At 63.4% G+C, this 23,618-nt stretch carries 23 protein-coding genes; 5 read left to right on the plus strand and 18 right to left on the minus strand.

All coding sequences use genetic code 11. The annotated features are described in order from the left end of the window. Position 1 precedes the first annotated feature (1 nt). The 3 genes from H4I97_RS24140 to H4I97_RS24150 all read right to left on the minus strand — a co-directional run bounded on the left by H4I97_RS24140 (position 2) and on the right by H4I97_RS24150 (position 3,370). Positions 2 to 868, minus strand: coding sequence for an ABC transporter permease (locus H4I97_RS24140; RefSeq protein WP_244658850.1), 867 nt, complete (start codon positions 866 to 868; stop codon positions 2 to 4). Positions 869 to 876: 8 nt separating this feature from the next. Further along, positions 877 to 2,028, minus strand: coding sequence for an extracellular solute-binding protein (locus H4I97_RS24145; RefSeq protein WP_182308216.1), 1,152 nt, complete (start codon positions 2,026 to 2,028; stop codon positions 877 to 879). 316 nt (positions 2,029 to 2,344) lie between these two features. Beyond that, a complete protein-coding gene (locus H4I97_RS24150) occupies positions 2,345 to 3,370 on the minus strand; it encodes a LacI family DNA-binding transcriptional regulator (RefSeq protein ID WP_182308217.1) in 1,026 nt (341 codons plus the stop codon). Positions 3,371 to 3,674: 304 nt separating this feature from the next. On the opposite strand from H4I97_RS24150, the gene recQ reads away from it, so the two are divergent. Continuing rightward, complete coding sequence (gene recQ, locus H4I97_RS24155; protein WP_182308218.1) at positions 3,675 to 5,534, plus strand: DNA helicase RecQ; 1,860 nt, start codon at positions 3,675 to 3,677, stop codon at positions 5,532 to 5,534. Between the two features lie 83 nt (positions 5,535 to 5,617). Here the strand turns inward: recQ and H4I97_RS24160 are convergent, their stop codons facing one another. Further along, positions 5,618 to 6,064 carry a MarR family winged helix-turn-helix transcriptional regulator gene (locus tag H4I97_RS24160; RefSeq protein WP_182308219.1) on the minus strand — a complete coding sequence of 149 codons (447 nt, stop codon included), beginning with the start codon at positions 6,062 to 6,064 and terminating at the stop codon, positions 5,618 to 5,620. 69 nt (positions 6,065 to 6,133) lie between these two features. Between H4I97_RS24160 and H4I97_RS24165 the strand changes: the two genes are divergently transcribed. Then, complete coding sequence (locus H4I97_RS24165; RefSeq protein ID WP_182308220.1) at positions 6,134 to 6,610, plus strand: SgcJ/EcaC family oxidoreductase; 477 nt, start codon at positions 6,134 to 6,136, stop codon at positions 6,608 to 6,610. Positions 6,611 to 6,736: 126 nt separating this feature from the next. Next, positions 6,737 to 7,294 (plus strand): DUF305 domain-containing protein, encoded by a 558-nt coding sequence (locus tag H4I97_RS24170; RefSeq protein ID WP_182308221.1) that lies wholly within the window; start codon positions 6,737 to 6,739, stop codon positions 7,292 to 7,294. Positions 7,295 to 7,337: 43 nt separating this feature from the next. Here H4I97_RS24170 and minE read toward each other — a convergent pair whose 3' ends face one another. From minE to minC, 3 genes are read right to left on the minus strand one after another with little or no spacing between them, the layout of a single operon-like run. Beyond that, complete coding sequence (gene minE, locus H4I97_RS24175) at positions 7,338 to 7,598, minus strand: cell division topological specificity factor MinE (RefSeq protein ID WP_182308222.1); 261 nt, start codon at positions 7,596 to 7,598, stop codon at positions 7,338 to 7,340. Further along, positions 7,595 to 8,410: a septum site-determining protein MinD gene (gene minD, locus H4I97_RS24180; RefSeq protein ID WP_182308223.1), complete on the minus strand. Its 816-nt coding sequence runs from the start codon at positions 8,408 to 8,410 to the stop codon at positions 7,595 to 7,597. The genes minE and minD overlap by 4 nt, the downstream gene beginning before the upstream one ends. A gap of 30 nt (positions 8,411 to 8,440) precedes the next feature. Continuing rightward, on the minus strand, positions 8,441 to 9,172 hold the full coding sequence (minC, locus tag H4I97_RS24185) for a septum site-determining protein MinC (protein ID WP_182308224.1): 732 nt from the start codon (positions 9,170 to 9,172) through the stop codon (positions 8,441 to 8,443). A gap of 216 nt (positions 9,173 to 9,388) precedes the next feature. On the opposite strand from minC, the gene H4I97_RS24190 reads away from it, so the two are divergent. After that, entirely contained in the window at positions 9,389 to 9,616 is a 228-nt protein-coding gene (locus tag H4I97_RS24190; RefSeq protein WP_182308225.1) for a hypothetical protein, read from the plus strand. Between the two features lie 67 nt (positions 9,617 to 9,683). On the opposite strand, the gene H4I97_RS24195 is transcribed toward H4I97_RS24190, so the two are convergent. The 4 genes from H4I97_RS24195 to H4I97_RS24210 all read right to left on the minus strand — a co-directional run bounded on the left by H4I97_RS24195 (position 9,684) and on the right by H4I97_RS24210 (position 13,667). Next, complete coding sequence (locus H4I97_RS24195) at positions 9,684 to 10,469, minus strand: TIM barrel protein (RefSeq protein ID WP_182308226.1); 786 nt, start codon at positions 10,467 to 10,469, stop codon at positions 9,684 to 9,686. Positions 10,470 to 10,477: 8 nt separating this feature from the next. Further along, positions 10,478 to 11,488 carry a Gfo/Idh/MocA family protein gene (locus tag H4I97_RS24200; protein ID WP_182308227.1) on the minus strand — a complete coding sequence of 337 codons (1,011 nt, stop codon included), beginning with the start codon at positions 11,486 to 11,488 and terminating at the stop codon, positions 10,478 to 10,480. A 10-nt stretch (positions 11,489 to 11,498) separates the two neighbouring features. Further along, positions 11,499 to 12,398 (minus strand): sugar phosphate isomerase/epimerase family protein, encoded by a 900-nt coding sequence (locus tag H4I97_RS24205; protein WP_182308228.1) that lies wholly within the window; start codon positions 12,396 to 12,398, stop codon positions 11,499 to 11,501. Positions 12,399 to 12,638: 240 nt separating this feature from the next. Then, a complete protein-coding gene (locus H4I97_RS24210) occupies positions 12,639 to 13,667 on the minus strand; it encodes a LacI family DNA-binding transcriptional regulator (RefSeq protein ID WP_182308229.1) in 1,029 nt (342 codons plus the stop codon). Between the two features lie 301 nt (positions 13,668 to 13,968). On the opposite strand from H4I97_RS24210, the gene H4I97_RS24215 reads away from it, so the two are divergent. Continuing rightward, positions 13,969 to 14,670 carry a glutathione binding-like protein gene (locus tag H4I97_RS24215; RefSeq protein ID WP_182308230.1) on the plus strand — a complete coding sequence of 234 codons (702 nt, stop codon included), beginning with the start codon at positions 13,969 to 13,971 and terminating at the stop codon, positions 14,668 to 14,670. Between the two features lie 47 nt (positions 14,671 to 14,717). Here the strand turns inward: H4I97_RS24215 and H4I97_RS24220 are convergent, their stop codons facing one another. The 7 genes from H4I97_RS24220 to H4I97_RS24250 all read right to left on the minus strand — a co-directional run bounded on the left by H4I97_RS24220 (position 14,718) and on the right by H4I97_RS24250 (position 23,617). Further along, complete coding sequence (locus H4I97_RS24220; RefSeq protein ID WP_182308231.1) at positions 14,718 to 15,437, minus strand: 4'-phosphopantetheinyl transferase family protein; 720 nt, start codon at positions 15,435 to 15,437, stop codon at positions 14,718 to 14,720. Between the two features lie 91 nt (positions 15,438 to 15,528). Continuing rightward, positions 15,529 to 16,431, minus strand: a complete 903-nt coding sequence (locus tag H4I97_RS24225; protein ID WP_182308232.1) for an alpha/beta hydrolase — start codon at positions 16,429 to 16,431, stop codon at positions 15,529 to 15,531. Continuing rightward, positions 16,424 to 17,191 (minus strand): 2,3-dihydro-2,3-dihydroxybenzoate dehydrogenase, encoded by a 768-nt coding sequence (locus H4I97_RS24230; protein ID WP_182308233.1) that lies wholly within the window; start codon positions 17,189 to 17,191, stop codon positions 16,424 to 16,426. Before H4I97_RS24230 ends, H4I97_RS24225 begins: the two co-directional genes overlap by 8 nt. Further along, positions 17,182 to 21,093 (minus strand): non-ribosomal peptide synthetase, encoded by a 3,912-nt coding sequence (locus H4I97_RS24235; protein ID WP_182308234.1) that lies wholly within the window; start codon positions 21,091 to 21,093, stop codon positions 17,182 to 17,184. Before H4I97_RS24235 ends, H4I97_RS24230 begins: the two co-directional genes overlap by 10 nt. Before the next feature lie 3 nt (positions 21,094 to 21,096). After that, the gene (locus H4I97_RS24240; RefSeq protein WP_182308235.1) at positions 21,097 to 21,342 is read right to left on the minus strand and encodes a phosphopantetheine-binding protein; all 246 of its coding nucleotides are present in this window, start codon (positions 21,340 to 21,342) and stop codon (positions 21,097 to 21,099) included. Positions 21,343 to 21,345: 3 nt separating this feature from the next. Continuing rightward, positions 21,346 to 21,987 (minus strand): isochorismatase family protein, encoded by a 642-nt coding sequence (locus H4I97_RS24245; protein ID WP_182308236.1) that lies wholly within the window; start codon positions 21,985 to 21,987, stop codon positions 21,346 to 21,348. Position 21,988: 1 nt separating this feature from the next. Further along, the gene (locus H4I97_RS24250; protein ID WP_182308237.1) at positions 21,989 to 23,617 is read right to left on the minus strand and encodes a (2,3-dihydroxybenzoyl)adenylate synthase; all 1,629 of its coding nucleotides are present in this window, start codon (positions 23,615 to 23,617) and stop codon (positions 21,989 to 21,991) included. Between the last annotated feature and the right edge of the window lies 1 nt (position 23,618).

Raw genomic sequence — 23,618 nt, forward strand, 5'->3', positions numbered from 1 at the left:
CTCACCTTCCCCGGTTGCGGGCGACAGACCGCACGTAAAAAAGCCCGAAGGCGATACAGAAGCAGAAGGTAATCACCGCCTGCGTGATGGCGGCGATCGGATCATTGACGTCGCGGAATGTCCTTTGCATGAAAGGGCCCATCATCTCGGGGGACGCTGGTCCGAGTAGGTACGGCAGCGTGAAAGCCGAGAAGATACCGAGCACCGAGAAGGACAGGGCGACGAGAACGGAATTGGAAATCTGCGGCAGAACGATGTGCCAGAACACCTGCAGGCGATTGGCCCCGACGTCGCGCGCCGCCTCCACGGCCATGTTGCTGACGGAGCCCAGTCCGGCGAGCAGGATGACGACCGTCAGCGGAATGTTGTCCCACACGAGGCCGATCACCGGTCCCCAGGGTGTGAGATAGGGTGTTCGGATTTTCGGCAGGCCGACGGCATTGAGCAGTAGGTCGACCATCCCGTTGGGACCGAGAACGCGAATGAAGGCATAGGCGAGAATGATCGACGGCACGAACATCGGAAGGATCGCCAGTGCCTGCACATAGACGGCGATCTTCCCGTTGGCGAAACGCAGGTAAAGCGCAATCGGAAGGCAGACGATCAGCAGCAGGACGGCGCAGACGCCGGTGGTCCACAGCGTCAGGTAGAGATTGTTGAGGCTGTAGGCGTCACTGAAGAAGAAGGCATAGGTGGAGAGATCGAACCCCATCCCACCGTCGCCTTGCGGCCGCCAGACGGTGCGCAGAATAGCGCTCACGATCGGCCAGATGACCAGCCAGCCAACGAGAAAGACGGGGACGGCGACGAGCAGGAGGCCGACCGGCCTCCTGCCTTCTCCTGCAGCGATCCGTACCGATGAGGCCACCGGAGCGCTCACGACTTCCGGTCGATGTTCGGCGCGACGTTCCGGTACCAACCGTCGTTGACGGCCGCTTCCCAGGCGCCGGCAGGGAAAGTCGGGATCGTGGTTGGAATGATGTCGGCGAATTTTTCGCGCAGCTCGGCCGAGACATAGTCCCAGCTCACACCAGGAAAGCCGCCGAGCTCGGTCAGGATGGCGCTCTGAATGTCTTCGGTCAGGATGAAGTCGGCAAGCTTGAGGGCCGCGTCACGGTTCTTGCCATTGCTCAGCACGACGGCACGCGAGAAGCCGCCACATAAGGCGAGGTCCCGGAGCTGAACCATGCCCGTCGTCTCGGGCAGGACGCCCTCGCTGATCGCCTGAAGAACCTGATCCGACCACACCGGAGTCATGGTCACGACCCCCTGTGCGAGAAGCTGGATCGACTGCGTATTGCCGGAGGAATAGGCGCCGCCGTCGTAGAGAGCAGGCGCGATGTCCTTCAGGAGGTCCCAGGCCTTGCCGAGCGCCTCGTTGCCGAAGGCTTCCGTATAGTTGCCGACGGTGAAGGCCTTCGGATCGAGACCGTTGACCTGATGGATTGCGCGACGCACGAAATTGCCACCGGAGCCGCCCTTGTCGGGACGGTTATAGACGAACTGGCCGGGATTGGCCTTGATCCAGGTTACCAGCTCATCCCAGGTCTTCGGCACATCCGCCGGCGGCAGCTTTGTCGTATCGTAAGCCAGCAGGACCTGCGAACCGCGATAAGGCAAGCTGTAGTCACTGTCGATCGCGAGCGGGTTGACCTTGGCGTAATTGGAAAGGCCGGCATCCTTCATGTTCACATAGAGGCCGGCTTCGATCGCACCTTTGGGCAGGCGCGGATCGGCGTGTTCGAAATAGTCGGCCTGGGGGTCGGCATTCGTCTGCATCGCCGCGATCGCGCGCTCGGCAATCGATTGAATGCCGGCATTGTCGCCCGCGTCCACCAGATTGAGCTTGACGCCGGAATGCGCCGCTTCAAAAGCGGGCTTTATAGTGTTCGTCCAGAAATCGAGGATGTTGCTGTCGGAAGCGGTGTACCAGTCGATCTGGCCTTCGGCCGCAAACGACATACGCGGCAGGAGCATCATGCCGGCCACGGAGCCGGCTGTAGATATCAAAAAAGCGCGACGCTTCATCATCATCTCCCTAGTGTTTCGGCCGGGCAAAGGCACGCGGCGCTTGGCGCCGGCCAGGGTATGGGAGACGACCGGCGGTCGACTGGCGAACATGGACCGGCTACCGTCCACCACCTCCCAGAACGCTTCCCGCCTCTGATGGAGGAGCGGGAAGCACCGCAAGCATCACCAGCCCGATCGAATTCGGCGACGTGACCGGAGGGCATTGTTGCACACTATTGCAACAATGCCTGCCCAAGGCAACAGAGGCCTATACGGAGAAAGCAAAGGTTTGATGACAGAAATACGTTGCACACATGTGCAATGCTTCGGCCGTTCAGGCAGGCAGCGGCCTGACGGACTTTCTCCAGATGGCAGGCGGCTCGAAAACGGCCGCCTCGCGGCCACCGCCCCGCCCACTCGGCTCGCTTCCAACCAGGAGGCCGACCACATGAGACGCGATTTTTTCGAGCGGTTGATCGAAGGTGGTCAACTGATAGGACTCCCAGCCCGCCTGCTCGATATTGTCAAACCCGATCACGCAGAGGTTCTGCGGGATTCGCAAACCGAATTCATGCCGCGCTGCATCCATAAACCCGAGCGCGAGAAGGTCAGTGACACAAAAGACACCGTCGGGCGGATTGGACCGGGCGAACAGACGTCGGGCGGCATCGAAGCCGGATTGATAGGTCGTGGGGCCTGCCTCGACCACCGCGATTGCGATACCTTCCTGCAGGCCGGCCTCGACGAAGTGGCGCTCTCGCGCTAGAAGGCTCGGCGTCCTGGCGCTCGATGTCACGACAGCGATGCGCTCGCATCCGGCCCGACGCAGCAGAAACAACGCTTCCCTCGCAGCGATCGCGTTGTCGACCCCGACATTTTCGCTGCCGTTCAAACGGTCGTCGCGGTTGATCAGGATCACTTCCTGTCCGTTGGCGAGCGCCGTCTGCACCAACGACGATGACGGCGTCCCGGAAAGAACGACGGTCGCGTCGGCGCGATAGTGGAGCGTGAGCTTCATCGCCCGACCGACGCTCGCCTCGTCAGCCTCCGTATTGAGGACCACCGTGATCTTGCCGACCGCCTGGAGTTTACGGGTGAGAATGTCCAGCATACCTGCGCGGATGGGTGTCGTCACATCGGAAACGATGAGGCAGACGATGTTGCTGCGTTCCCGCAACTGCCGGGCAAGATGATTGACGTGGTATCCGAGCGCATCCGCGGCCTCAAGAACCTTCCGGCGTGTCTCCTCGGATACGCTGGCGCCGTCGGTAAACGTGCGCGAGACCGCCGAGCGCGAGACCCCTGCTCGCTCGGCGACCATCTTTGCACTGACGAAAGACGTCGGAGTGGCCTCACGCATCCCCGTTTCCCACCGCAATTATCCACGTATCGCTCGCCATCAGCGCCCTCGACCTGGTTTCACCCACCTCACCTGCTTCTCTACAGGATTTCAAGACGTCGCGCGCGTGGGCATCATACAATGCACTCAGAATGGCGGCGTCACCGCGGCCACCGGTAGGCCGCCCTGCCGACCGCCCGTTCACTGCGGCATCCAGACGAATCGTGATAGACGTCCCGCAACGGGTTCCGTCCAGCCACGACCTCGCCACGGAGCGCGGGGCATCAAAAGGGCAACAACAAGCCGGATGGACAAGTAATACGCCATGTACGCATCGAACCAACGTTCAGCCACGACGACCCTTTTCGACGCCGTCCAGACTGAAAATCCTGTCGACGTCCTTCGGCGAGTCTGGGGTTATCCGGAGTTTCGTGGAAAGCAGGCAGATGTCATCCGCCACGTCATGGCAGGGAAGGACGCACTCGTGCTCTTCCCGACCGGCAAGGGCAAGTCGTTGTGCTTCCAGCTTCCCGGCGTTTGCCTGCCCGGCGTGACCGTCGTCGTCTCGCCGCTGGTGGCGCTGATGAGAGACCAGGTCGAAGAACTGAAGGCACTCGGGATCGCGGCCGAATGCCTCTGGTCCCAGCAGTCCGAGGAGGAATCGCGCGCCGTCAGGGCGCGGCTGCGTGCCGGAGAAATAAAGCTGATCTACGTGACCCCTGAGCGTGTGGTCCTTCCCGGCTTCGCCGGCCTCTTCGGAGCGGTACCGATCTCGCTGATCGCGATAGACGAATGCCACTGCGTCAGCAGCTGGGGCCACAACTTCCGCAAGGACTATCTCGGACTCGGGAAACTCAAGGAACTCTATCCCGGTGTCCCGCGCATTGCCCTCACGGCCACGGCCGACCCTCACACGCGTGACGATATCATCCGCCAGCTCCAACTCGACGACGCCGCCGTCTTCGCAGACAGCTTCGATCGGCCTAACATTACCTACCACATCGCAGAGCGGGACAACGCCCGGACCCAGCTCCTTCGTTTTCTGAGGCGCCACGATGGTTCCAGCGGCATCGTCTATTGCCTCTCGCGGCGCAAAGTCGAAGAAACCGCCGCCTGGCTCAACGAGCACGGCATCAAGGCGAGGCCGTATCATGCAGGTATGGACCCGGCCGTCAAAGCGGAGAACCAGGACGCATTCCGGATGGAAGAAGACCTTTGCCTGGTCGCAACCGTCGCATTCGGGATGGGTATCAACAAGCCGAACGTCCGCTACGTCGCCCATCTCGACCTGCCCTCGTCCGTCGAGGGCTACTACCAGGAAACCGGACGCGCCGGTCGCGATGGCCTCCCCTCGGAAGCCTTCATGATCTACGGCATGCAGGACATCGTCCAACGTCAACGGATGATCGACGAGGGTGATGCGTCAGACGAAATAAAGCGCGTCGAACGGGCGAAACTGAGCGCGCTCCTCGGAATTTGCGAAACCGCCGGATGCCGACGCAAGGCGATCCTTTCCCATTTCGGCGAGGCGGCCCCTGACCGATGCGGCAACTGCGACACATGCAACAATCCCGTCGAGACCTGGGATGGCAGCGAACAGTCGATCAAGGCATTGGCCGCCGTCTATCGCACAGGAGAGCGCTTCGGGACCGCACACGTGATCGACGTCCTCCTTGGAAAGGACACGGAACGGACGAGGAAGTTCGGGCATGACGAGCTGGCCGTCTTCGGCGTCGGCAAAGAGCTTCCTGCCCCCGCATGGCAATCGATTTTCAGACAACTCCTCGCTCTCGGCTACATCCGGGTTGCCCACGACGAATATGGCGCACTGAAGCTTGAGGCGACGGCTCATCGTGTTTTCAAAAAGGAAGTGGCGGTGATCCTCCGCCGGGACGCCATTGACACCGTCCGCAAACGGGAACGAGGCAAACCGGTCGTGGCGGCAACGAGAGCCAGATTGACTGACGAGGACGAGAAGCTGTTCCAAGCGTTGCGCGCCGAGCGGCTGGCGATCTCAAAGTCCCTGGGTGTCGCTCCTTATGTCGTGTTTCCGGATACGACGCTCATTTCCTTCGCCACCGTCCGTCCGAGGACGGAGCAAGAAATGCTCTCGATCTCGGGGGTCGGAGCGACGAAATTCGCTCGCTACGGCGAAAAGTTCATGGCCATCATCGCGAAAGGCTGAAACGGACACCCGAGCATATTGGCGGCCGGACAGGCCCGCGACCCGTTTGATCGCGCAGCAGGCCGCGCGCCAGACGGGCGCAATCATTTCGGTGGATCACGCCTCTTCAACTCCTGGACGAATTCATCGACCAGCCGAGAGGCATTCTCGAGGAAGTCAATAATGACGTCCTGTTCCTGCGGAGAATAGGTTCGCATGATGGCGTCGGTGCGATCACCGAGCATACGGAAAAGATCGACTATCTCCGGCATACGGCCGGGCTCGACAACGATGACAGTCTTCCGCCGATCCGAGGGGTCGGGAGTACGTCGGACGAAGCCCTTCTTTTCCAGACGGTCGACGACACCGGTGATCGCTCCGGTCGTCAGACCGCTGAGATCGGCGAGCTGACCTGCCGTCAAAGGGCCGCGCCGTTGCAGGAAATCGAGGCACTTGTGATCGGTTATGTTCAGCCCGAGGTGATCGGCTATGGCCTGGTGAAGAAAGATCGTACTCGCACTGAGGTCTCGCAAGATCGCATTGGCCTGCATGATCGCGCTTGATCTCCCGTGAATTTTATCTTACATACTAATTATCTTAGTTTGTGAGATATATAGAACATGAGTGAAGATAGCACGGTCGCTGCTGGCTCGCCACCGCAGCTCGCGGCGCGCGACATGGCCGCCATCCGAGGTCTCATCAACGATATGGCACGCGCCTGGAACGCCGGCGACGGAGCAGCCTACGCAGACGTATTCACGCGCGATTGCGATTACGTGACCTTCAACGGAGAACGGCTTCGCGGTCGCGATGCGGTGGCCAGGAGTCACCAGAACCTCTTCGACACGCATCTCAAAGGATCACGGCTGATTGTCGAAAACGTCGATGTCAGGCCGATCAACAACGATGTCGCCCTTGTCCACTGTACTGGAAACAGCATGCTGCGATGGCAAAAGAAGGCCCCGAAGTCGCGAAAATCGCTGCAGACGCTCGTGGCGACGAGGACCGAGTATGGTTGGCGCTTCGCGGCGTTTCATAATACACGCATTTTCAAGATCACCGCGTTCCGGGCAGTGCTGATGATGCTGGGACTATAGCCGAAAGACCGCTCCGGCCGAACAACCGATTGACGCGCCGGGAACTCTCTTCCTCCGACATCTGGACCAATTCCCGCCCGCCATCGTTCTACTGCGATGTCAATGTCGAAGAAGAGAGGGTGAACCATGGATCATGAGCGTCATTCGATGGGTATGGGCTGGGGCCGGTTTGCTGGGATGATCGCGGTCTCGACGATCATCATGTTCTTTCTGATGTACCAGCTCGTCTACAGCTATGACCACGCCCTGTTCAGCCTGAACCGGTTTCTCGCATCGCTGCTCATGGGCTGCGTCATGGCTGTCATCATGCTGGGCTTCATGTGGTCGATGTACAGTGGCAGAGGCGTCAAAATCACCATTGTCGTGATCGCGAGTATCGCCGCCGTCGTCCTCTTCTACATCAACCGCAACCAGAGCCTGGTGGATGACACGACCTTCATGAAGGCGATGATCCCCCACCACTCGATCGCCATCAACGATGCCCGCAAGGCAACGATCAGCGACCCACGCGTGCGTCGCCTCGCCGACCAGATCATCGCGTCCCAGATGCAGGAGATCGAAGAAATGAACCGTCTGATCGACGATATCGACAGCAACGGAAGTCGCGGGGACAAGCCCCTTCCTGCACGCGCGGCGACGATCACACCCGACATGGAGCCGAAGATCCGCGAAGCAGTAGAATAGGCGTTATGCGGGCGCGCCGTTCCAGCCCGCCCGCATGATCCGGTTACGCGGCAAGGCGCGCGGCGTCGATCGGGATTTCCACCTCGATTTCGAGGATGGAAACGTGCTCATCGCGATCCATCTTGACCTGCACCTTGTCGCCGTCGACCTGCACATGCCGGGCGATCACGGCGAGAATTTCCTCTCGCAACACGGCAACCAGATCCGATCCCATCGAAGCGCGTTCGTGGGCGAGCAGGACCTGCAGCCGCTCGCGCGCCATCGGCGCCGACTTCTGCTTGCGGAAAAGACTGAATATGCTCATGCCGCCCTCCGTGCGAAGATCTTGCCGAGGATGCCGCGCTTTTCGCCGGGGATTTCGACCGGCAAGACCTCGCCGGCCAACCGGCGAGCTGCACCGAAATAGGCCTGCGCCGCCCCGCTCCGAGTATCCGCCAGCGTGACCGGCGCGCCGATGTTGGAAGCCCGCAGGACATCCATGCTCTCCGGAATGATGCCGAGAAGCGGGATCGAGAGGATTTCCAGCACGTCATCCACCTTGAGCATGTCGCCGCGCTGGGCGCGCGTGCCGTCGTAGCGGGTGAGCAACAGGTGCTTTTCGACGCGCTCGCCGCGTTCGGCCTTCGCCGTCTTGGCGTCGAGAAGACCAATGATCCGGTCGGAATCGCGCACCGACGAGACTTCCGGGTTGGTGACGACCACGGCCATGTCGGCATGGCGCATCGCAAGCGTCGCGCCGCGTTCGATGCCGGCCGGACTGTCGCAGATGACCCAGTCGAAATAGCGCTTCAGTTCGCCGATCACCTGTTCGACGCCTTCTGCCGTCAGATTGTCCTTGTCGCGGGTCTGGGAGGCCGGCAGCAGGTAGAGCGTCTCGAGCCGCTTGTCGCGGATCAGCGCCTGCGGCAGCTTCGCGTCGCCCTGGATGACGTTGATTAGGTCGTAGACCACGCGGCGTTCCGCACCCATGACGAGGTCGAGATTGCGAAGGCCGACGTCGAAATCGACGACGACGACCTTTTCGTTGCGCTGCGCGAGCGCAGCACCCAGCGCGGCCGTCGAGGTGGTCTTGCCGACCCCGCCCTTGCCTGATGTGACGACGACTACCTTCCCCATCTTGCTCTCCTGTTTTCGGCCGGTTGCGGCTCAGCTAAGTTTCTCTGCCATGATCGAATCGCCTTCCAGCCACCACTGGACGGGCTGTCCGCGGAGGTTGGCCGGCATGTCTTCCGCCATCTTGTAGACGCCGTCGATCGCCACCAGCTCCGCTTCCAGCTTGCGGCAGAAGATGCGGGCCGAGGCATTGCCGACGGAGCCGGCGAGGGCTCTTCCGCGAAGCGCGCCGTAAATGTGGATCGAGCCGCCCGCAATCACCTCGGCGCCGGAGGCGACCGAGCCGATGACCGTCACGTCGCCCTCGGTGAAGACCACTGACTGACCGGAGCGCACAGGCTCGCGGATGATGAGCGACTGCAATGCCTGACGGATCGCCGCGGGCTCAGGCGGTGGGGTTTCCCCCCGCTTCTCCGTCACCGTCTCGCTGACCGCCACTTCGAAATCGGAAGCCGGCCGGCCACCCTTCAGGATCGGCGGCATTCCGGGCTCGACGAGCGACGGGCGCCCGCCCTCGATCCCCATGATGCTCACATTCCGGTGACCAAGCTCACCGAGCAGCTCCTTCAATTCGGTGCGGTTGATCGCCAGCTCGGTGACGTCCAGCACCACCGGCCGGCCGAGAAAGAAGCCGGCCGAGCGCGCGGCCAGATCGTCGAGCCTTTTCAGCCAGTCGTCGAGCGGGAGATCGGGCGAAAGCACGACCGCCAGGAAGGAGCGGCCCTTGATGCGGATCGAACGGGCGTCTGTTAGCACTTTGGTCATCTGCGTTAATGATTGGTTAGCCTTGCCTACCTCCGACATGGTTAACAAAGCGTTAACCGCAGTCGCTAACGATCGCCGCCGCAACAACCGACGGCGGTGCCGTCGCCACGTTCTGCCCCCAATCATGGTTAACGATCGGTCAATATTTCGTCGGCTACCATGAAACCGGAATCACTGCGTCGCCGTTATCGGCGAGAAAATACGGGAGGTTCGATCATGCTTGCGATTTTGAAGGCCATCCGGCAGCTGCTGGCCGAGACACCCGACGCCTGGGCCTCCGCTCCCGAGATCTGCACTCCCGACACGGGTACCTATGCCGACGGCGCCCTGCCGCTGCAGGCGATCGACCCGAAAAGCGTCCGCGGCGAGCCCGCCCGCTCTGCTTTCCTCCGCGACTATGGCCGGGGCAGGACCGTGAGGCCCGAGGGCGCCGGATACGCCTGAGGCGGCATGGAATCGACAGAAGGCAACCCGCGGTCTCCCGCGAGTCGCGTGGGAAAACAATTGCGCGTCAGACCGCCGCGTTGATGTGAGCGATACTTTCCTTCACGGCCGAAACAGGATCGACGAGATCGTGGATTTCTTCGGCGAAGGGTTCAAAACTGTAGGGCCCCTTGTATCCGGCGGCATTCAGCGCCCTGATTTGCACGATGTTCTCCAGACGGTCGCCACCGTCGATGAGCACGCGGTGCGCGTCGAGCATATCGGCGACGGCAACCGCGGGATCGGCAACACCGGAAATGTGCACCAATCCGGTCCTGTCGGCAAAGAACTCGGTTTCGCCGGCGAGATGGTGGTGGAAGGTGTCATGCACGAGCTTGTAGACGTCACCGCCTGCCGCCGCATCGATGGCGCGCAGGGCCTCCTTCTTGGTGCGCAGCGACGAGACCGGGAAGCCAAGCGGTTCGACGAAACCGGTCAGGTGCCGCTCCGCAAGGATCGGCTTCATCGCCTTCAGCGCGGCAACCAGATCGTCGAAGCCAACCTTGGTTCCGTCGTTGAGCGGGCACATGACGAGCGCCTTTGCGCCCGAGGCCGCAGCGTAATCGGCAAGCGTCACCGCCCGTTTCGGCAGGTCACCGGACCAGACGTTGAACGGATAGAGCGCATTGATCGATATGATGGTGACGCCCGCCTTTTCCGCCGCCGCCTTCACCGCCCCGGGTCGCACGCTGCCGACGACGTCGGGCAGGTCGTTGCGAATCTCCACCTCGGTGAGGTCGAGCAAGCGGGCGGCGGCGAAGAATTGTTCGAGCGACAGCTTCGGCGCGGTGATGTGGTTGATGGCAAAACGCATGGAAGACCTCAGTTATAGAGCGCCGGACGCGCGGGCAGATTGATCGGCACGATTTCGCCTTCCTTTTCCTGCGCGGCGACGCAGGCATCGGAGGTGATCGCCGCCACGTAGCCGTCCCAGGCGTTCGGGCCGGCGGCCGTGCCCCTGGCTGCGGCGTGGATGAAGTCCTGGAGCTCGACATCGTAGCTCTCGATGAAGCGGTCCTTCCAGTCGGTCAGGATCCTGTTCTGCAGCCTGGCGTCGAGACGCATCTGGACGGCCATCGGTTCCGGCAGGCTGGCGGCGCCGTCCTCACCGACGACCTCGCAGCGAATGTCGTAACCATAGTGGCAGTTCACGAAAATCTCGACGTCGATGATCGTGCCCTTGGCCGTTTCCAGGATGACGATCTGCGGGTCGCGAAGCTTGGCGTGGCTGCGGGCCGCCGAACGCGGGAAGATAACGCGGGCCGATATGTAGTCGTCATCGAGCAGCCAGCGCAGCACGTCGATCTCGTGGATCATCGTGTCATGGATCGCCATCTCCGTGACGTATTGCTCCGGCACCGACGGGTTTCGATGGGCCGCATGGACCATAATTGGCGCGCCGATAGAGTGGTCGACGGCCTTCTTGAGCGCGACATAGCCGGCATCATAGCGACGCATGAAGCCGACCTGCACGAGGCGCTTGCCGCGCGCGACCTCAGCCTCGACGATCCGCTTTGCCCCCTCCGCCGTCGTGGCAAGCGGCTTCTCGCAGAAACACGGCTTTCCCGCGGTGATCGCGGCTAGCACGTACTGTTCGTGGGTCGCACCCCAGGAGGTCACGAGCACAGCGTCCACCTCGGGCGAGGTGATCAGTTCTTCGCCCGTTTCGAAGACCGTCGCATCTGGCGCGATGTCCTTTTTCACGGCTTCCGCCGATAGCCTGTTGACGTCGCTGAGCGCGACGATCCTGGCGCCGCTCAGCACCTGACTGATCCGGCGGGCATGGTCGCGGCCGATGGCGCCGATACCGATGACACCAATTCTGACTGTCATGAAGAAAGCCTCACTTCCTGAATTTTGCGATGTAGTTGTTCATTTCGGTGCACATGAAGGTGCCGCTCTCGTCGGCGCGATCCTCCCAGGCGAAGACGCAGGCCGTCATGATGCCGTCGAAGCCGATTTCGGCGAGCGTTCCGAAGAAATCGTCCCACGGCACCTCGCCCTGGCCGATGTTCAGGTGCTGGTGCACGCGGGCGGTCGAGCCCGGCGGGTTGACGATGTAGCGAAGACCGGACGAGGCCTTGTGGTTGAAGGTGTCGCCGACATGAACATGGGCGAGCACGTCCTTCGCCTCGCGCAGCATCGCCTTGGTATCGTCGCCGAAATAGAAGGTATGCGGCGCGCAGTAGAGGAACCTGACGTGCTTCGAATTGACCGTCCGGATGATGTCGAGCGCCGGCTGCAGCGTCTCGCACCAGTCTTCCGGATGCGGCTCGACATGCAGGTTGATCCCCTCGCGCTCGAAGATCGGCAGGAGCTCTTCCATCGAGCGCCACCAGGCATCCTCGCAAGCCTCGATCATCGAACCGGTATGGCAGCAGTAGCACGAGCCCTTGTCGGGATGCGGTCCACGGCCGAACTCCGAGTTCATCGTGTCGACTTCCAGCTCCACCGAGATCTCGATCGCCCGCTTCCAGTGCTTCACCGCCGCCTTGCGCTCAGTCTCGTCGTTCGAGGCCCAGCGGTACATCGGCAGCAGCGAGGCGATCTTTACGTTTTCGGCGGCGAGCGCCTTCTTGAACGAACGGATGCGCTCAGGAAACACCCGCGGCGCCTTGAACCATTCGAGAAAGTCCGCTCGGGGCGACAGTTCGATCCATTCGTAGCCGAGCTCCCGGACTTTGGCCGGAAGCGCCTCGAGGCTCAGATGTCGATGCATGAATGGGTCGAGCGCGATGCGCATGGTTGCCTCCTTGTCCTCGGTCCACGTTTCAGGAAGGCGCGCGTAGCCGCCGGCGGAGGTCCATGGAACTTCCGTCGCCGACGATGTCAGGATGTCGTTTGTCCCGGCAGGACGCCTTCCCGTCTCCGCCGGTGAGGACAATTTCTCACCTCCGGGCGGCCGTCAACGCGGCGCGACGTCGGGAACCCATCAACCGTGATAGAAAGGAATCATGCCGGTCTGATAGCTTCTATCATTTCATCAAAGACTCTCAGGAACCCAGAGATGGGCAGGCAGAAAACGTTGCCCCGGCGTCTCCGCCATTCCGTGCTCTATCGTATGGACCATCGTCGCGATGAGGTCGGCACAAAGCTCCGGCAGAGGCGTCTGGAAGACGCCGGAGATGCGTCGCTCCAGAAGCGCTTGCCGCGATTCCGGCGTCAGCTCGTTCACCAAGCAGACGATCTTCTCGCTTTTGTTCCCCTCCCGCAGGGCCTCGATCACACCTTCCATTCCGCCGCCGATGCAATAGATGCCGACAAGGTCGTGGTGTTTCGAAACGGTATCCATCACCAGTTCATAGGTGAGACGCCTCGTCTCCAGCGTGATCAGGGCATCCATGACCTCGAAGTCCGGCGCGTATTCCCGCATATAGGCGCGAAACCCGGTCTCGCGCAGCGAGTGGCCATGGAAGCGATGGCCGCCGAGGAGCAGCAGCACCTTGCCGGGCGTGTGCGACAGCTTGGAGATCATCCAGGCCGCGGTCCGGCCGACCTTCATGTTGTTTGCACCGAGATAAGCCTCCCGCACGCCCGGGGCGAAATCCGAAAGCAGGGAAAAGGTCGGAATTCCGCTCGTTCGCAAGAGGGTGACGGCCGACGTGACGTCATGGTGGTCCGGCCCCGTGGCGCCGACGGCGTGCACCTTACCCTTCATGCCGAGCAGCAGGTCGGCAAGCTCGGCCGGCTCCCCCGACCGTGCATACTGTACCTGAACGTTGAGCCGTCGGTCCTTCATGGCAAGCGCTGCGCCCTCCAGCTTCTCTGCGAAAACCTGGTAGAAGGCGTGCCGCTCCTTCCGAAGGATGAAGCCGAGATTATAAACGGGAAGATCCGCCAGCATGCGCTGCCGGATGACGTTGGTCGCGTGAAACCCTATCTTTTCGGCGGCGGCATAAACCCGTCGTGACGTTTCTTCCCGAACCGGCAGCCGGGCATTGAGTACGCGGTCGACGGTCGCGACGCTGACCCCCGCCGCCTGAGCGACATCCGCAATCGTCGGCCGCTTCATCGGCACCCCCGAAGAATGATAGAATTCCATCATAGCCTTGCACAGTCCGTCCTAAAGGGCGAGCAAAAAACGTAATCGAGGTCGAAGCCGAGATCTCGGCCTGATAGAAATCTCGCCTCGTGTTGCGAGGAGAAGTTCTCCTCGCGCTGTGTCCCCGCTGCTCTATCTTGCGGACCGATCCCTCTGCTAGACGAGTGCATGCATCCCCCGGGGCGGCCATTCGCACTCCGGTCTTCCAAGGGGATCATCGCTCGCCCGGCATTCGGGCCCTTCCAAGAATTCGAAGAAAGAGGCGCATTCCATGGCAGATCTCTCCAGCTTCCCCATCACGCAGAAATGGCCGCCGGCCGAGCCGGACATCATCCAGCTCTATTCGGTTGCGACGCCGAACGGCGTGAAGGTCTCGATTGCTCTCGAAGAGCTCGGTCTTCCTTACGAGGCGCACAAGGTGAGCTTTTCCGAGAACGAGCAGAAGAGCCCGGAATTTACCTCGCTGAACCCGAACGGGCGCATTCCGGCGATGATCGATCCCAATGGTCCGGACGGACAGCCGATCGGCCTTTTCGAGTCCGGTGCAATCCTCATCTACCTCGCCGAGAAGACGGGCCGGCTGATCCCCGCGACGGCGCGGGAGCGCTACGAAACGCTCTGCTGGGTGATGTTCCAGATGGGGGGCGTCGGCCCGATGTTCGGCCAGTTCGGGCATTTCCACAAGTTCGCCGCCGACAAGGTCACGAACAACTCCTACCCTGTCGAACGCTACCGCGACGAAAGCAAGCGGCTGCTCGGCGTCCTGGAGGGCCGCCTCAAGGACCGGCAATATCTGATGGGCAACGATTACACGATCGCCGATATCACCACCTTCCCCTGGATCTGGTGCGCCGATTTCTACTACGGCGGCCGCGAGGTGCTGGAATACGATCGCTTTCCTGCGGTGATGGCGTGGTTCGAGCGCTGCATGGCCAAGCCCGCAAGCCAGAAGGGGTTGACCGTCCCTGCCTGAGCGCAGGCGCAAGGCAACGTGAGAACTGCATTCGAGTTCCCGCCGGCTCAGCAAAGGCCGGCGGGATCCGTTGCCGCCGCGACAACGCTGACGGGGGTATTGCCCCGGCGCTGCACCACGAGCGCAAGCCGATGAGCCTCGCCAGGCGCGAACTCGAAAATCTGCCAGGGTCCGGCATCCTCCGGCCGTTCGAAGAGAGCCTTCCGCGAGGCAATCTGAAATGCGGGCCTGTCCAGCCGTCCCGACAATCCCTCGCCGGTCGCCTTGAAATAGGCTTCCTTGAGCGTCCAGAGCCGGAAAAACATCGCACGGTATCCATCACCCGCAGCCCTTCCAAGCATCGCCCGTTCGCCCGGCGCAAAGCGTTCGGCGATGGCCGATGACGGCTCACCGTCGCCTGCCTCGACGTCGACGCCGACCGGAACGCCCGCGATTGCGCAGGCGACCAGACGGCGGGTGTGCGAGATGTTGAAGTGAGGTCGCAGTCGGAGATGGGAGGCCGCAAGGGCAGGTTTGCCGAACGGGCCGGTCTCGAATGCCCAGGCCCTCGGGTCCCCGCCGAGCGCCTCGCTCAGCATATGGCGGAGCAGCGCATGGGCCGCGACATAGGCGGCTTGGTCCGCCCGATTACGGAAGCGCATTGCCCGGGCTTGCTCCGACGGGTCGAGGAGAGCGAACCACTGTTCCAGGCGCAGCGCTTCCACGTCAACCATCCGCATCCATCGGAGTTGTACGCTGCGCGGACGAAGCGAGGTCTCAGACGGCACGGCGCAGTCTCCCTCGGCGTACGCTCCTGCCACCTGCCCTCCCTTCCCCGCGCCGGTTCGGCGGACACCAGACTGCCTTGCGAACAACCCCTCAATCGCCGTCGAAGAAGGCAAAGCGCAAGGCGCGCGGCAGGCAGGTGACGAGTGAGCTCGAATGCTCGCCATCCGCCTCGATATCGCAGCGCACAGTCACCCCGCCGCCACAGGCTTCCGCGAAATGCTCCGAGAATGCCTTCACATTGCCGATCATGGCGCGGCGACGGCGGAGCGAAGCGTAGGACGCGTTTGCGGCGAGATTTGCCTGCCACGGAGCCGGTTCTTCCTCCCACTGGCCAACTGTCAGATAGGCGCGACTGCAGCCGTCGAAGGTGTCGCGCCGTCCGGCGAGCCGCCGGAGCATCGCTTCACGCCCCCACCAGATGGAGGGACTGACCGCCAGGAACGCCCGGAACGCCTGCGGCCACTGACAGAGCCAGTCGAGGACGAGATACCCGGCGAGCGAATGGCCGAGCAGCGCGGAGAAATCCGCGCGGACCGGAAATCTCGTTCTGATGAAGGGCTTCAACCGGCTCTCGACGAAATCGATGAAAGCCGCCTGGCCGCCATAACAGGTACTCGCCTGCCATCCGGCATCGGAGATTTCGGGCGGGCCACGGGTGAAGTCCTCGTAGCGACGGTCGAGATCGTAGCCCGGGCCATCCGGATAGCCGATGCCGACCACCACCATCGGATGGATACCGCTCGCGTTCGGTCGACGTGCGAGGCGCCGCAGTGTCTCCACAACGAGCAGGAAATCGGCATTCGCATCCAGCAGGTAGAGGACGGGAAAGCCGCCGGGCGGAACCTCCACCGCCGGCACATGGACGAAGATCTCGTGCCTTCGACCGTCGGCGCCGGGCAGCGGGAAGCGCTCGCAATCCGGAACCATCAGGCTGCCGCCGGGCGGCCGGGCACGATCGAACGCATGAAAACGCCTTGTCTTGTTGTCAGCCACGCAGGGTCGCGCCTCCGTCCACGTAGAGATCGGCCATCGTGATATGCCCCGCCTGGTCCGAGAGAAGGAAGATCACGGCGTTAGCGATGTCCTCCGGCATGGCGAGTTTCTTCAGCGGAATGCCCGTTCGGTAACTCGCAAGGTCACCCTCGATCACCCGTTCTTCTGCGGCAGGCATGGTCCACATGCCCGTCTGCATCGGCGTCAGTGTCGAGCCGGGTGCAACGATGTTGCAGCGAACGCCATGCCCGGCCACCTCCAGACCGAGGCAGCGCACGAACATGGTCGCCGCCGCCTTCGAGGCGGCATAGGCCGCCATGTTCTTCCGTGGAATGCCGGCCGCATTCGAACCGACGATGACGATGGCACCGTGCCCGCGTCGCGCCATGCGGGCGGCAAGCGTCCGGCAGACGAAGAAGGTGCCGTGGCAATTGACGTCGAAGACGCGGCGCCAGACGTCACCTGGAAGATCCACGATGGGCGTCGTATCCAGGATGCCGGCGACGTTTACGCCGAAGTCGAAGCCACCCATGTCCGCGTCCGCCGCGGCAATGACGCGCTGCACGGCGACCTCGTCGCTGACGTCGAGCGCCGTACCCCGCACCGGGCCTTCCGCGGCACCCCAGTCCGGTTCCGCCTGCCTGTCGGTCGCAAAGACCCGCACTCCGGATGCCACCAGTCCGTCGACCACGGCACGACCGATGCCGCCAGCCGCTCCCGTGACGAAAGCCGCCTTGCCTGCCAGACCCGTCAGTTGCATCCTTGATCCTCCCGGGCCGCCATTTCCGCTGCGAGAAGCGGTGCGATCACGTCCACCGCCGGCGGCGCCGTCAATTCGGCGTGGATGAACGGCACCTGATATTCGTTCACGCCCTCCGCATAGGGTCCCCAGTCCGCCGGCGACAACAACTTCGTAGCGGAGGGCACTGCGGCTACATGCAGAATCGTGCCGGGATAGGTCTCGTGGACATGCTCGCGTACAAGGCGATTGTTGCCGCCCACCACCCGCATGATGCCCTCGAAGGCCGCCTCCGGCAGCGCTGCGAACGGGCTTTCCGCATGGCGGAGGAAATCCCTGACCGCATCCCGCGTCATCGGCAGGTCGAGAAGCCGGTCGGGATCATGGCCTGAAATAGCGAGAAGTGCCTTCAGTCCGGCGTCCGGGCCGGGGTCCGGCTCGTTGCGCCAGCAGTCGGCCGGATAGGAATCCAGCATGGCGAGGCAGCCGACGGAGTGGCCCGATCGGAAGAGTGCATTTGCAACCGCATGCGCGATGATGCCTCCCACCGACCAGCCGCAGAGATGCACCGGCCGGGCGCCGGCTATCTCGCCTATGCGCCGGGCGTATTGGAGCGCCATGGTCTGCAGGCTCTCGGGGCCGGGACGGCCGGAATCGATCGCGTCGGCCTGGATGCCCCAGACCGCACGCTCGCCGGCGAGAGCGCGCGCATAGCCGCCGTAGCACCAGGCAATGCCGCCGGCCGGGTGGATCATGAAGAGCGGCGGCGCATCATTGTCAGTGGCATTCAGCCTGATCATCGGCTGCAAGCCGTTGTCCTCCGCCCTCGCCTCGCCGTCGAGATGGGCGGCAAGCCGCTTCACCGTCGGGTGGCGAAACAAGGTCCCGAGCCCGATATCGCGACCGACGAGGCGGCCGAGCTGTTGCACGAGGCGTACCGCCAGCAGCGAATGGCCGCCGACGGCAAAAAAGTCGTCGTCGCGGCTGATCGGTTCAACGGGTCCCAGGAGGCTGGTGAACAGATCAGCGAGGATCTGTTCCGTGCCCGGCAGGGGCGGCTCTCCCGTCCCCGTCGAAAACCGCGGCGACGGCAGGGCCTTGCGGTCAAGCTTGCCGTTCGAGGACAGCGGCATGGCGTCGAGCCGGATCAACTGCGCGGGGATCATGTAGTCCGGAAGGAGGCCATCCAGATGCCGTCGCAGCGCCGGTTCACCGACGCCGGCTGAGGCGACATAATAGCCAACGATCCGTTTCTCCGGCCCCGCCTGATGCAGGATCACGACGGACTGGGTAACGTGCGGATGGGAAAGGATAGCAGCCTCTATCTCGCCGAGTTCGATCCTGAGACCGCGCAGCTTGATCTGGTTGTCCAGCCTGCCGAGATAATCGATCGCGCCGTCCGGCCGCAGCCGCGCAAGGTCGCCCGTGTCGTACATACGCTCGCCTTTGTGGAAAGGGTCCGCCACAAAGCGTTCGGCGGTGAGATCGTGCCGCCCGACATATTCGCGGGCAAGCTGCACGCCGGCGATATAGAGCCGTCCTGCCACCCCCGGCGGCACCGGCCTCAGGCGTCCGTCGAGGACGTAAAGACGAGTGTTCCAGACGGGCAAGCCGATCGGAACGGGATTGGAACCATCGTCAGGAGACGCCGTCCAGTAGCTGACGTCGACCGCGGCCTCGGTCGGGCCGTAGAGATTGTGAAGTTCGGCGGAGATCTCGCGATGGAAGCGGTCCCGCAGATCGGCCGTCAGTTCCTCGCCGCTTGCAAAGACGCGCCGCAGCGAAAGACCCCGCGCCTTCGGCTCCGACACGAAGGCCGAGAGCATCGACGGAACGAAGTGCGCAGTCGTCACGCTGTTCTCCCGGATGAGGCGCGCCAGCCATTCGGGATCCCTTTGCGCCTCCGGCGGCGCCATCACCAGGGTCCCGCCCGCAAAGAAGGAGAGGAAGAATTCCCAGACCGAGACGTCGAAGGTCATCGGGGTCTTCTGCAGGATGATGTCGTCAGCCGAAAAGCCGTAATGGGTCTTCATCCATTCCAGCCGGTTGACGATGGCGCGGTGTTCGACGAGCACCCCCTTGGGCTCACCGGTCGAGCCAGAGGTGAAGATCACATAGGCCGCGTCGCCGGGAGCGACGGTCGGAAGCGCGCCAGCCGATGTTTCGGTTTCCCAGGCGGAAGGGGCAAGCACCGGCAGGTCCCCGATCAGCATGCCGTCGGGCGCGAGTGCCAGAATCGGCGTGCCGCGGGCAAGCATGCGTTCGATCCGCTCGGCCGGATGGGAGAGATCGACGGGCATGTAGGCGGCACCGCTCCGCAAGATGGCGACAAGTCCGATCAAAAGCTCCGTCGAGCGCGGCAGCGCCACGGCGACGCGTCGGTCGCGACCGGCGCCGGCCGCGATCAGCTGCCGGGCGAGCGCCGCCGAGCGGCGGTCCAGCTCGGCGTAGCTCAGGCTTTCGCCGTCGAAGCGAACGGCCTCGCGCCCGGCGTGGTCGGCGAAGGCCTTCTCGATCACCTCCACGAGCGTCGCCGGTGTCACCGCGTGAGCGGTGTCGTTGAGCGTTCCGATCAGCCATGCGGCTTCGGAATCCGTGACCGTCGGGACATCGCCAAGCGTGCCGTCGGCGAGCGCCGCCGCGACCGACCGGTCGAGAAAATGCAGGAAGCGTTCCGCATGCGCACGGACCTCCGCCAGGCCGTAGAGGTCCGGATTGGCGTCGATCTCGACCGTCAGGTTCTCCCGCATCGGATCCCCGCGGAACGAGAAGGTGATGTCGTCGACGGGACCGGTCCCGAGCCGCTCGGTCGCGACTGCGGTGCCCTCCAGTTTCAGATCCTCCTCGTAGGGCAGGACGTTGACCAGCGGCCCGAACAGCCGCCGCTGACCACCGCCGAGATCGAGATCGCGACGGATGTGCTCATGGCGATAGCGTCCGTGGCGACGCGCCACCGCGAGCGTTGCCGCTGCCGCGCCGAGCCAGTCACCGAAGCGCTGGTCCTCGTCGATCCTCAGGCGCACCGGCAGGATGTTCATCAGCATGAGCGGCACGCGCGCCGCCGGCGAGCCGAAACGTCCCATGAAGGCCACGCCGACGGTCACGTCCTGCTGCCCGACGAAGCGGGCGTAATAGGCTGCGACCAGGGCGGCCACGATGTCGCTCCAGCCCGTTTTCAATGCGATCGAGAGATCGCGAAGCCGTTCGGCCAGCGCGACCGGAACAGCCTCGACCTCATGATGATAGCTGCGGGCGGTCAGGGCTGGCCTCGGTTTGATCCCCGCCACGGCCGGCATGTCCTTCAGCGCATCGTTCCAGAAGGTGCGGTCCTCAGTATACTGCTGCGAATTCCGGTAGAGCTGGTCCTGTTCGAGCGCGATCTTGAGTGGAGACAGCGCCGGCCCGGTGTCCGCCGCGCCGCGATTATAGAGTTCTCCCGTCCGCGACAGAATAAGGTGGGTCGCAAAGCCGTCGGCGATCACGTGGTGAAGCCGCACGTACCACCAGAAGCGGTTTTCGCCGAGCCGGTAGAGCCGGAAGAGGGTCGGGCTCTGCTGGGCGAGATCAAGCGGCGTTTCCATGTCGCGCCGAATGTCGGCGCGGGCGACGGCGGCGGGATCGTCGTCTTGCGACAGGTCGACGATCGAAAGCGGCGGCTCCGCGCCGGGATCGCGGACCTGCCGGTTGTCGTCGAGAATGCGAAGCGACAGGCTGTCGGCTTCCGCAAAGACCTTCCCGACAGCACGGGTAAACCGCTCGACATCGAGCGCACCGCAGATCTCCATCACCTGGCCGGTGTTGAAGACGGGATTCTCCGGGTCGAGTGCCTGCGCGAACCACAGTCCGCGCTGCGCCTCGCCGAGCGGGAGGATTCTCGCGGCGGCGGAGAAATCGGAGCGCGCCGTTCCAGCGGAGGAAGCCATGGCTCAGGTCCTTTCCATGTTCTGCTGCCGTGCGACGACGGCCCACCAGGCGCCAAGCGTGACGTCCCTCGCGAGCTCGGAGAAGTCGAGCTTGAGGCCTTGCTGTTCCCAGGAGAGGACGAGTGCCATCGCCCTCATGGAATCGAGGCCGAGATCCATGAGATTGTCGCTGTCGCCGATCTCGGAAGGGTCGACATGGATCATCCGCGCGATCTCCCGGCGAAGCATTTCGATCGTGAAGTCCGTCATCGCTCACGCTCCTCCGATCTCTTGAAGGACATGGGAGAGAACGACAGGAACCGCGAACGTGCCCGCGGCATAGGCGAGCGCCATGTCGTGCTTCTCGCGGGAGAAATCCGCGAGGCAATCGGCGACGAGGAAGGGCTCTATGTCCTGCTGGAAAGCATCGGCAGCGGTCAGCGTGCAGCCGATATGGGCGTAGACGCCGCAGATGAGCAACTGGTCCCTGCTCCGAACGCGCATCAGATGGGCGAGATTGCTGTGCTGGAAGGCGCTGTAGCGGTGCTTGACCAGAACCACGTCCCCCTCCTCGGGGGCCAGGCGCGCGTCGATGTGCTGATGCTCCGGCGCGCTGGTCATGCCGGGTCCCCAGAGATCGGCCTGAAGCCCTCGGTCACGCCGGTCCTGATCGCCGTTCTGCGCCGTGTAGAAGACCGGAATGCCATTGGCACGGCAGGCGCGCCCGAGTGCCCGGATGTTCTCGATCGCCGGCGCGATCGGCGCTGCATTGGCGGCAAAGGCGCTGATGAAGTAGTTCTGCATGTCGTGGATCAACAGCGCGGCACGCTTCGGTTCGAGCCGCCACGGTGCGCGCGCGGTCGGAAGCTCGTCATCGCGGGGCAGGTCGTAGGTCGCAATCCTCGGCAGTCCCATTTTACGCCTCCTCTTTCTCGCGCCGCAGAAGTGCGTCCCGCAGCTGCTGGCGCAGCACCTTGCGGCTCACTTTTCCGACAGCCGTTGTCTCGAAACTTTCGGCAAAGACGACCTGGTCCGGCACTTTGAATTCCGCGAGCCCGCGGCCCCGTACGAAGGCCTTGAGCTCGGCGATACCGGGCTTCGGCCCGTCCGGAATGACGAAGGCGCAACTGCGCTCGCCGAGATAGGGATCGGGGATTGCCACCACCGCCGCGTCGAACACCCCCGGATGGGCAAGCAGATGATCCTCGATCTCCTCGGCGGAGATCTTCTCGCCGGCGCGGTTGATGTGGTCGCCGGCGCGGCCTTCGACGACCAGGTATCCCTCGGGCGTCATACGCACGATGTCGCCGGTTCTGTAGTAACCATCTTCGGTGAACGCCCGTTGATTGGCGGCAGGGTCATTGTGGTAGGCGCGGATCGTATAGGGTCCGCGGGTGAGAAGCAGGCCCCGCTCGCCCGGAGGCACCGGTTGTCCCATGTCGTCGACGATCAGGATCTCGTCGTCCGGACTGATCGGCCGCCCCTGGGTTTCCGTCACCAGATCCTCCGGGTCGTCGAGTCGGGTATAATTGACGAGACCCTCTGCCATGCCGAAGACCTGCTGTAGCCTGCATCGAAGCGTCGCAGTAACCCGCCGGGCGGCCTCGGGCGCGAATTTGGCGCCGCCGACCTGCAGGACGGCGAGGCTCGAGATGTCCGAGGTCGTCCGCCCCGCCGCCTGCATCCAGAGCAACGCCAGCGGCGGCACCAGGCCGGTCATTGTCACCCGCTCCCGCTCGATCCACGCAAAGGCGGCCTCTGGACTGGGCGACGGGCACATGACGATGCGCGCACCGGCATGGAGGGCGCCGAAGACGCCCGGCGAACTCATCGGGAAATTGTGGGCGACCGGCAGGCTGGCCATGTAGACGGTGTCGGGCGTCATCCCGCAGATCTCGGCACTCGCCCGGAAACTGTAGACATAGTCGTCGTGCGTGCGCGGAATGAGCTTGGAGAGCCCGGTGCTTCCGCCCGAAATCTGCAGGAACGCTACGCTTTCGGGCGCGGCGTCCGCCGGAAGTGGCGCGTCGCCAGCCGGGAGGTCATCGAGGCTCGGGAATTCCTCCGCTTCTCCGACCACAATGACATGGCGGAGCACCGGCACCTCCTGCTTCACCTTGCGGGCGAGCGCACGGTAGTCAAAGCCGCCATGACGGTCTGCGACGATGTAGCCGACCGCTTCGGCCCGGTGGAGGAAGTGAACGATCTCCGTCTCCCGGTGTGCCGGCAGCGAAAATACCGGGATCAAGCCGGCGCGGAAGAGGCCGAAGACGACGGAAAGAAAGGCCGTGCAGTTCGGCAGCTGCACCACCACGCGGTCTCCGGGCGTGAGGCCCACAGAGAGCAGCCCGCGGGCAATCCGTTCGGCTCGCTCATGCAGTTCGCGGTAGGTCCAGCGTCCATCGGTACCGACGACAGCGAAGTTGTCCGGATAGGCGGTCGCTGTCCTTCTGAGCACGCCGAACAGGGTTTCGCCGCGCCAGTAGCCCCTTTCCCGGTAGAGGTCGGCGAGGTGTTGCGGCCAGGTCTGTCGAAGCGGCTGCATC

It is taken from the genome of Ciceribacter thiooxidans, from assembly GCF_014126615.1.
Lineage (GTDB): Bacteria > Pseudomonadota > Alphaproteobacteria > Rhizobiales > Rhizobiaceae > Allorhizobium > Allorhizobium thiooxidans.

What these genes read in the sequence shown, in the direction of transcription:
- H4I97_RS24200 (WP_182308227.1), bottom strand. Translation starts at nt 11,488, where the DNA reads ATGACAGTCAGAATTGGTGTCATCGGTATCGGCGCCATCGGCCGCGAC.
- H4I97_RS24195 (WP_182308226.1), bottom strand. Translation starts at nt 10,469, where the DNA reads ATGCGTTTTGCCATCAACCACATCACCGCGCCGAAGCTGTCGCTCGAA.
- minD (WP_182308223.1), bottom strand. Translation starts at nt 8,410, where the DNA reads ATGGGGAAGGTAGTCGTCGTCACATCAGGCAAGGGCGGGGTCGGCAAG.
- H4I97_RS24215 (WP_182308230.1), top strand. Translation starts at nt 13,969, where the DNA reads ATGGCAGATCTCTCCAGCTTCCCCATCACGCAGAAATGGCCGCCGGCC.
- H4I97_RS24230 (WP_182308233.1), bottom strand. Translation starts at nt 17,191, where the DNA reads ATGCAACTGACGGGTCTGGCAGGCAAGGCGGCTTTCGTCACGGGAGCG.
- H4I97_RS24210 (WP_182308229.1), bottom strand. Translation starts at nt 13,667, where the DNA reads ATGAAGCGGCCGACGATTGCGGATGTCGCTCAGGCGGCGGGGGTCAGC.
- H4I97_RS24235 (WP_182308234.1), bottom strand. Translation starts at nt 21,093, where the DNA reads ATGGCTTCCTCCGCTGGAACGGCGCGCTCCGATTTCTCCGCCGCCGCG.
- minE (WP_182308222.1), bottom strand. Translation starts at nt 7,598, where the DNA reads ATGAGCATATTCAGTCTTTTCCGCAAGCAGAAGTCGGCGCCGATGGCG.
- H4I97_RS24170 (WP_182308221.1), top strand. Translation starts at nt 6,737, where the DNA reads ATGGATCATGAGCGTCATTCGATGGGTATGGGCTGGGGCCGGTTTGCT.
- H4I97_RS24145 (WP_182308216.1), bottom strand. Translation starts at nt 2,028, where the DNA reads ATGAAGCGTCGCGCTTTTTTGATATCTACAGCCGGCTCCGTGGCCGGC.
- recQ (WP_182308218.1), top strand. Translation starts at nt 3,675, where the DNA reads ATGTACGCATCGAACCAACGTTCAGCCACGACGACCCTTTTCGACGCC.
- H4I97_RS24150 (WP_182308217.1), bottom strand. Translation starts at nt 3,370, where the DNA reads ATGCGTGAGGCCACTCCGACGTCTTTCGTCAGTGCAAAGATGGTCGCC.
- minC (WP_182308224.1), bottom strand. Translation starts at nt 9,172, where the DNA reads ATGACCAAAGTGCTAACAGACGCCCGTTCGATCCGCATCAAGGGCCGC.
- H4I97_RS24160 (WP_182308219.1), bottom strand. Translation starts at nt 6,064, where the DNA reads ATGCAGGCCAATGCGATCTTGCGAGACCTCAGTGCGAGTACGATCTTT.
- H4I97_RS24190 (WP_182308225.1), top strand. Translation starts at nt 9,389, where the DNA reads ATGCTTGCGATTTTGAAGGCCATCCGGCAGCTGCTGGCCGAGACACCC.
- H4I97_RS24245 (WP_182308236.1), bottom strand. Translation starts at nt 21,987, where the DNA reads ATGGGACTGCCGAGGATTGCGACCTACGACCTGCCCCGCGATGACGAG.
- H4I97_RS24240 (WP_182308235.1), bottom strand. Translation starts at nt 21,342, where the DNA reads ATGACGGACTTCACGATCGAAATGCTTCGCCGGGAGATCGCGCGGATG.
- H4I97_RS24250 (WP_182308237.1), bottom strand. Translation starts at nt 23,617, where the DNA reads ATGCAGCCGCTTCGACAGACCTGGCCGCAACACCTCGCCGACCTCTAC.
- H4I97_RS24165 (WP_182308220.1), top strand. Translation starts at nt 6,134, where the DNA reads ATGAGTGAAGATAGCACGGTCGCTGCTGGCTCGCCACCGCAGCTCGCG.
- H4I97_RS24205 (WP_182308228.1), bottom strand. Translation starts at nt 12,398, where the DNA reads ATGCGCATCGCGCTCGACCCATTCATGCATCGACATCTGAGCCTCGAG.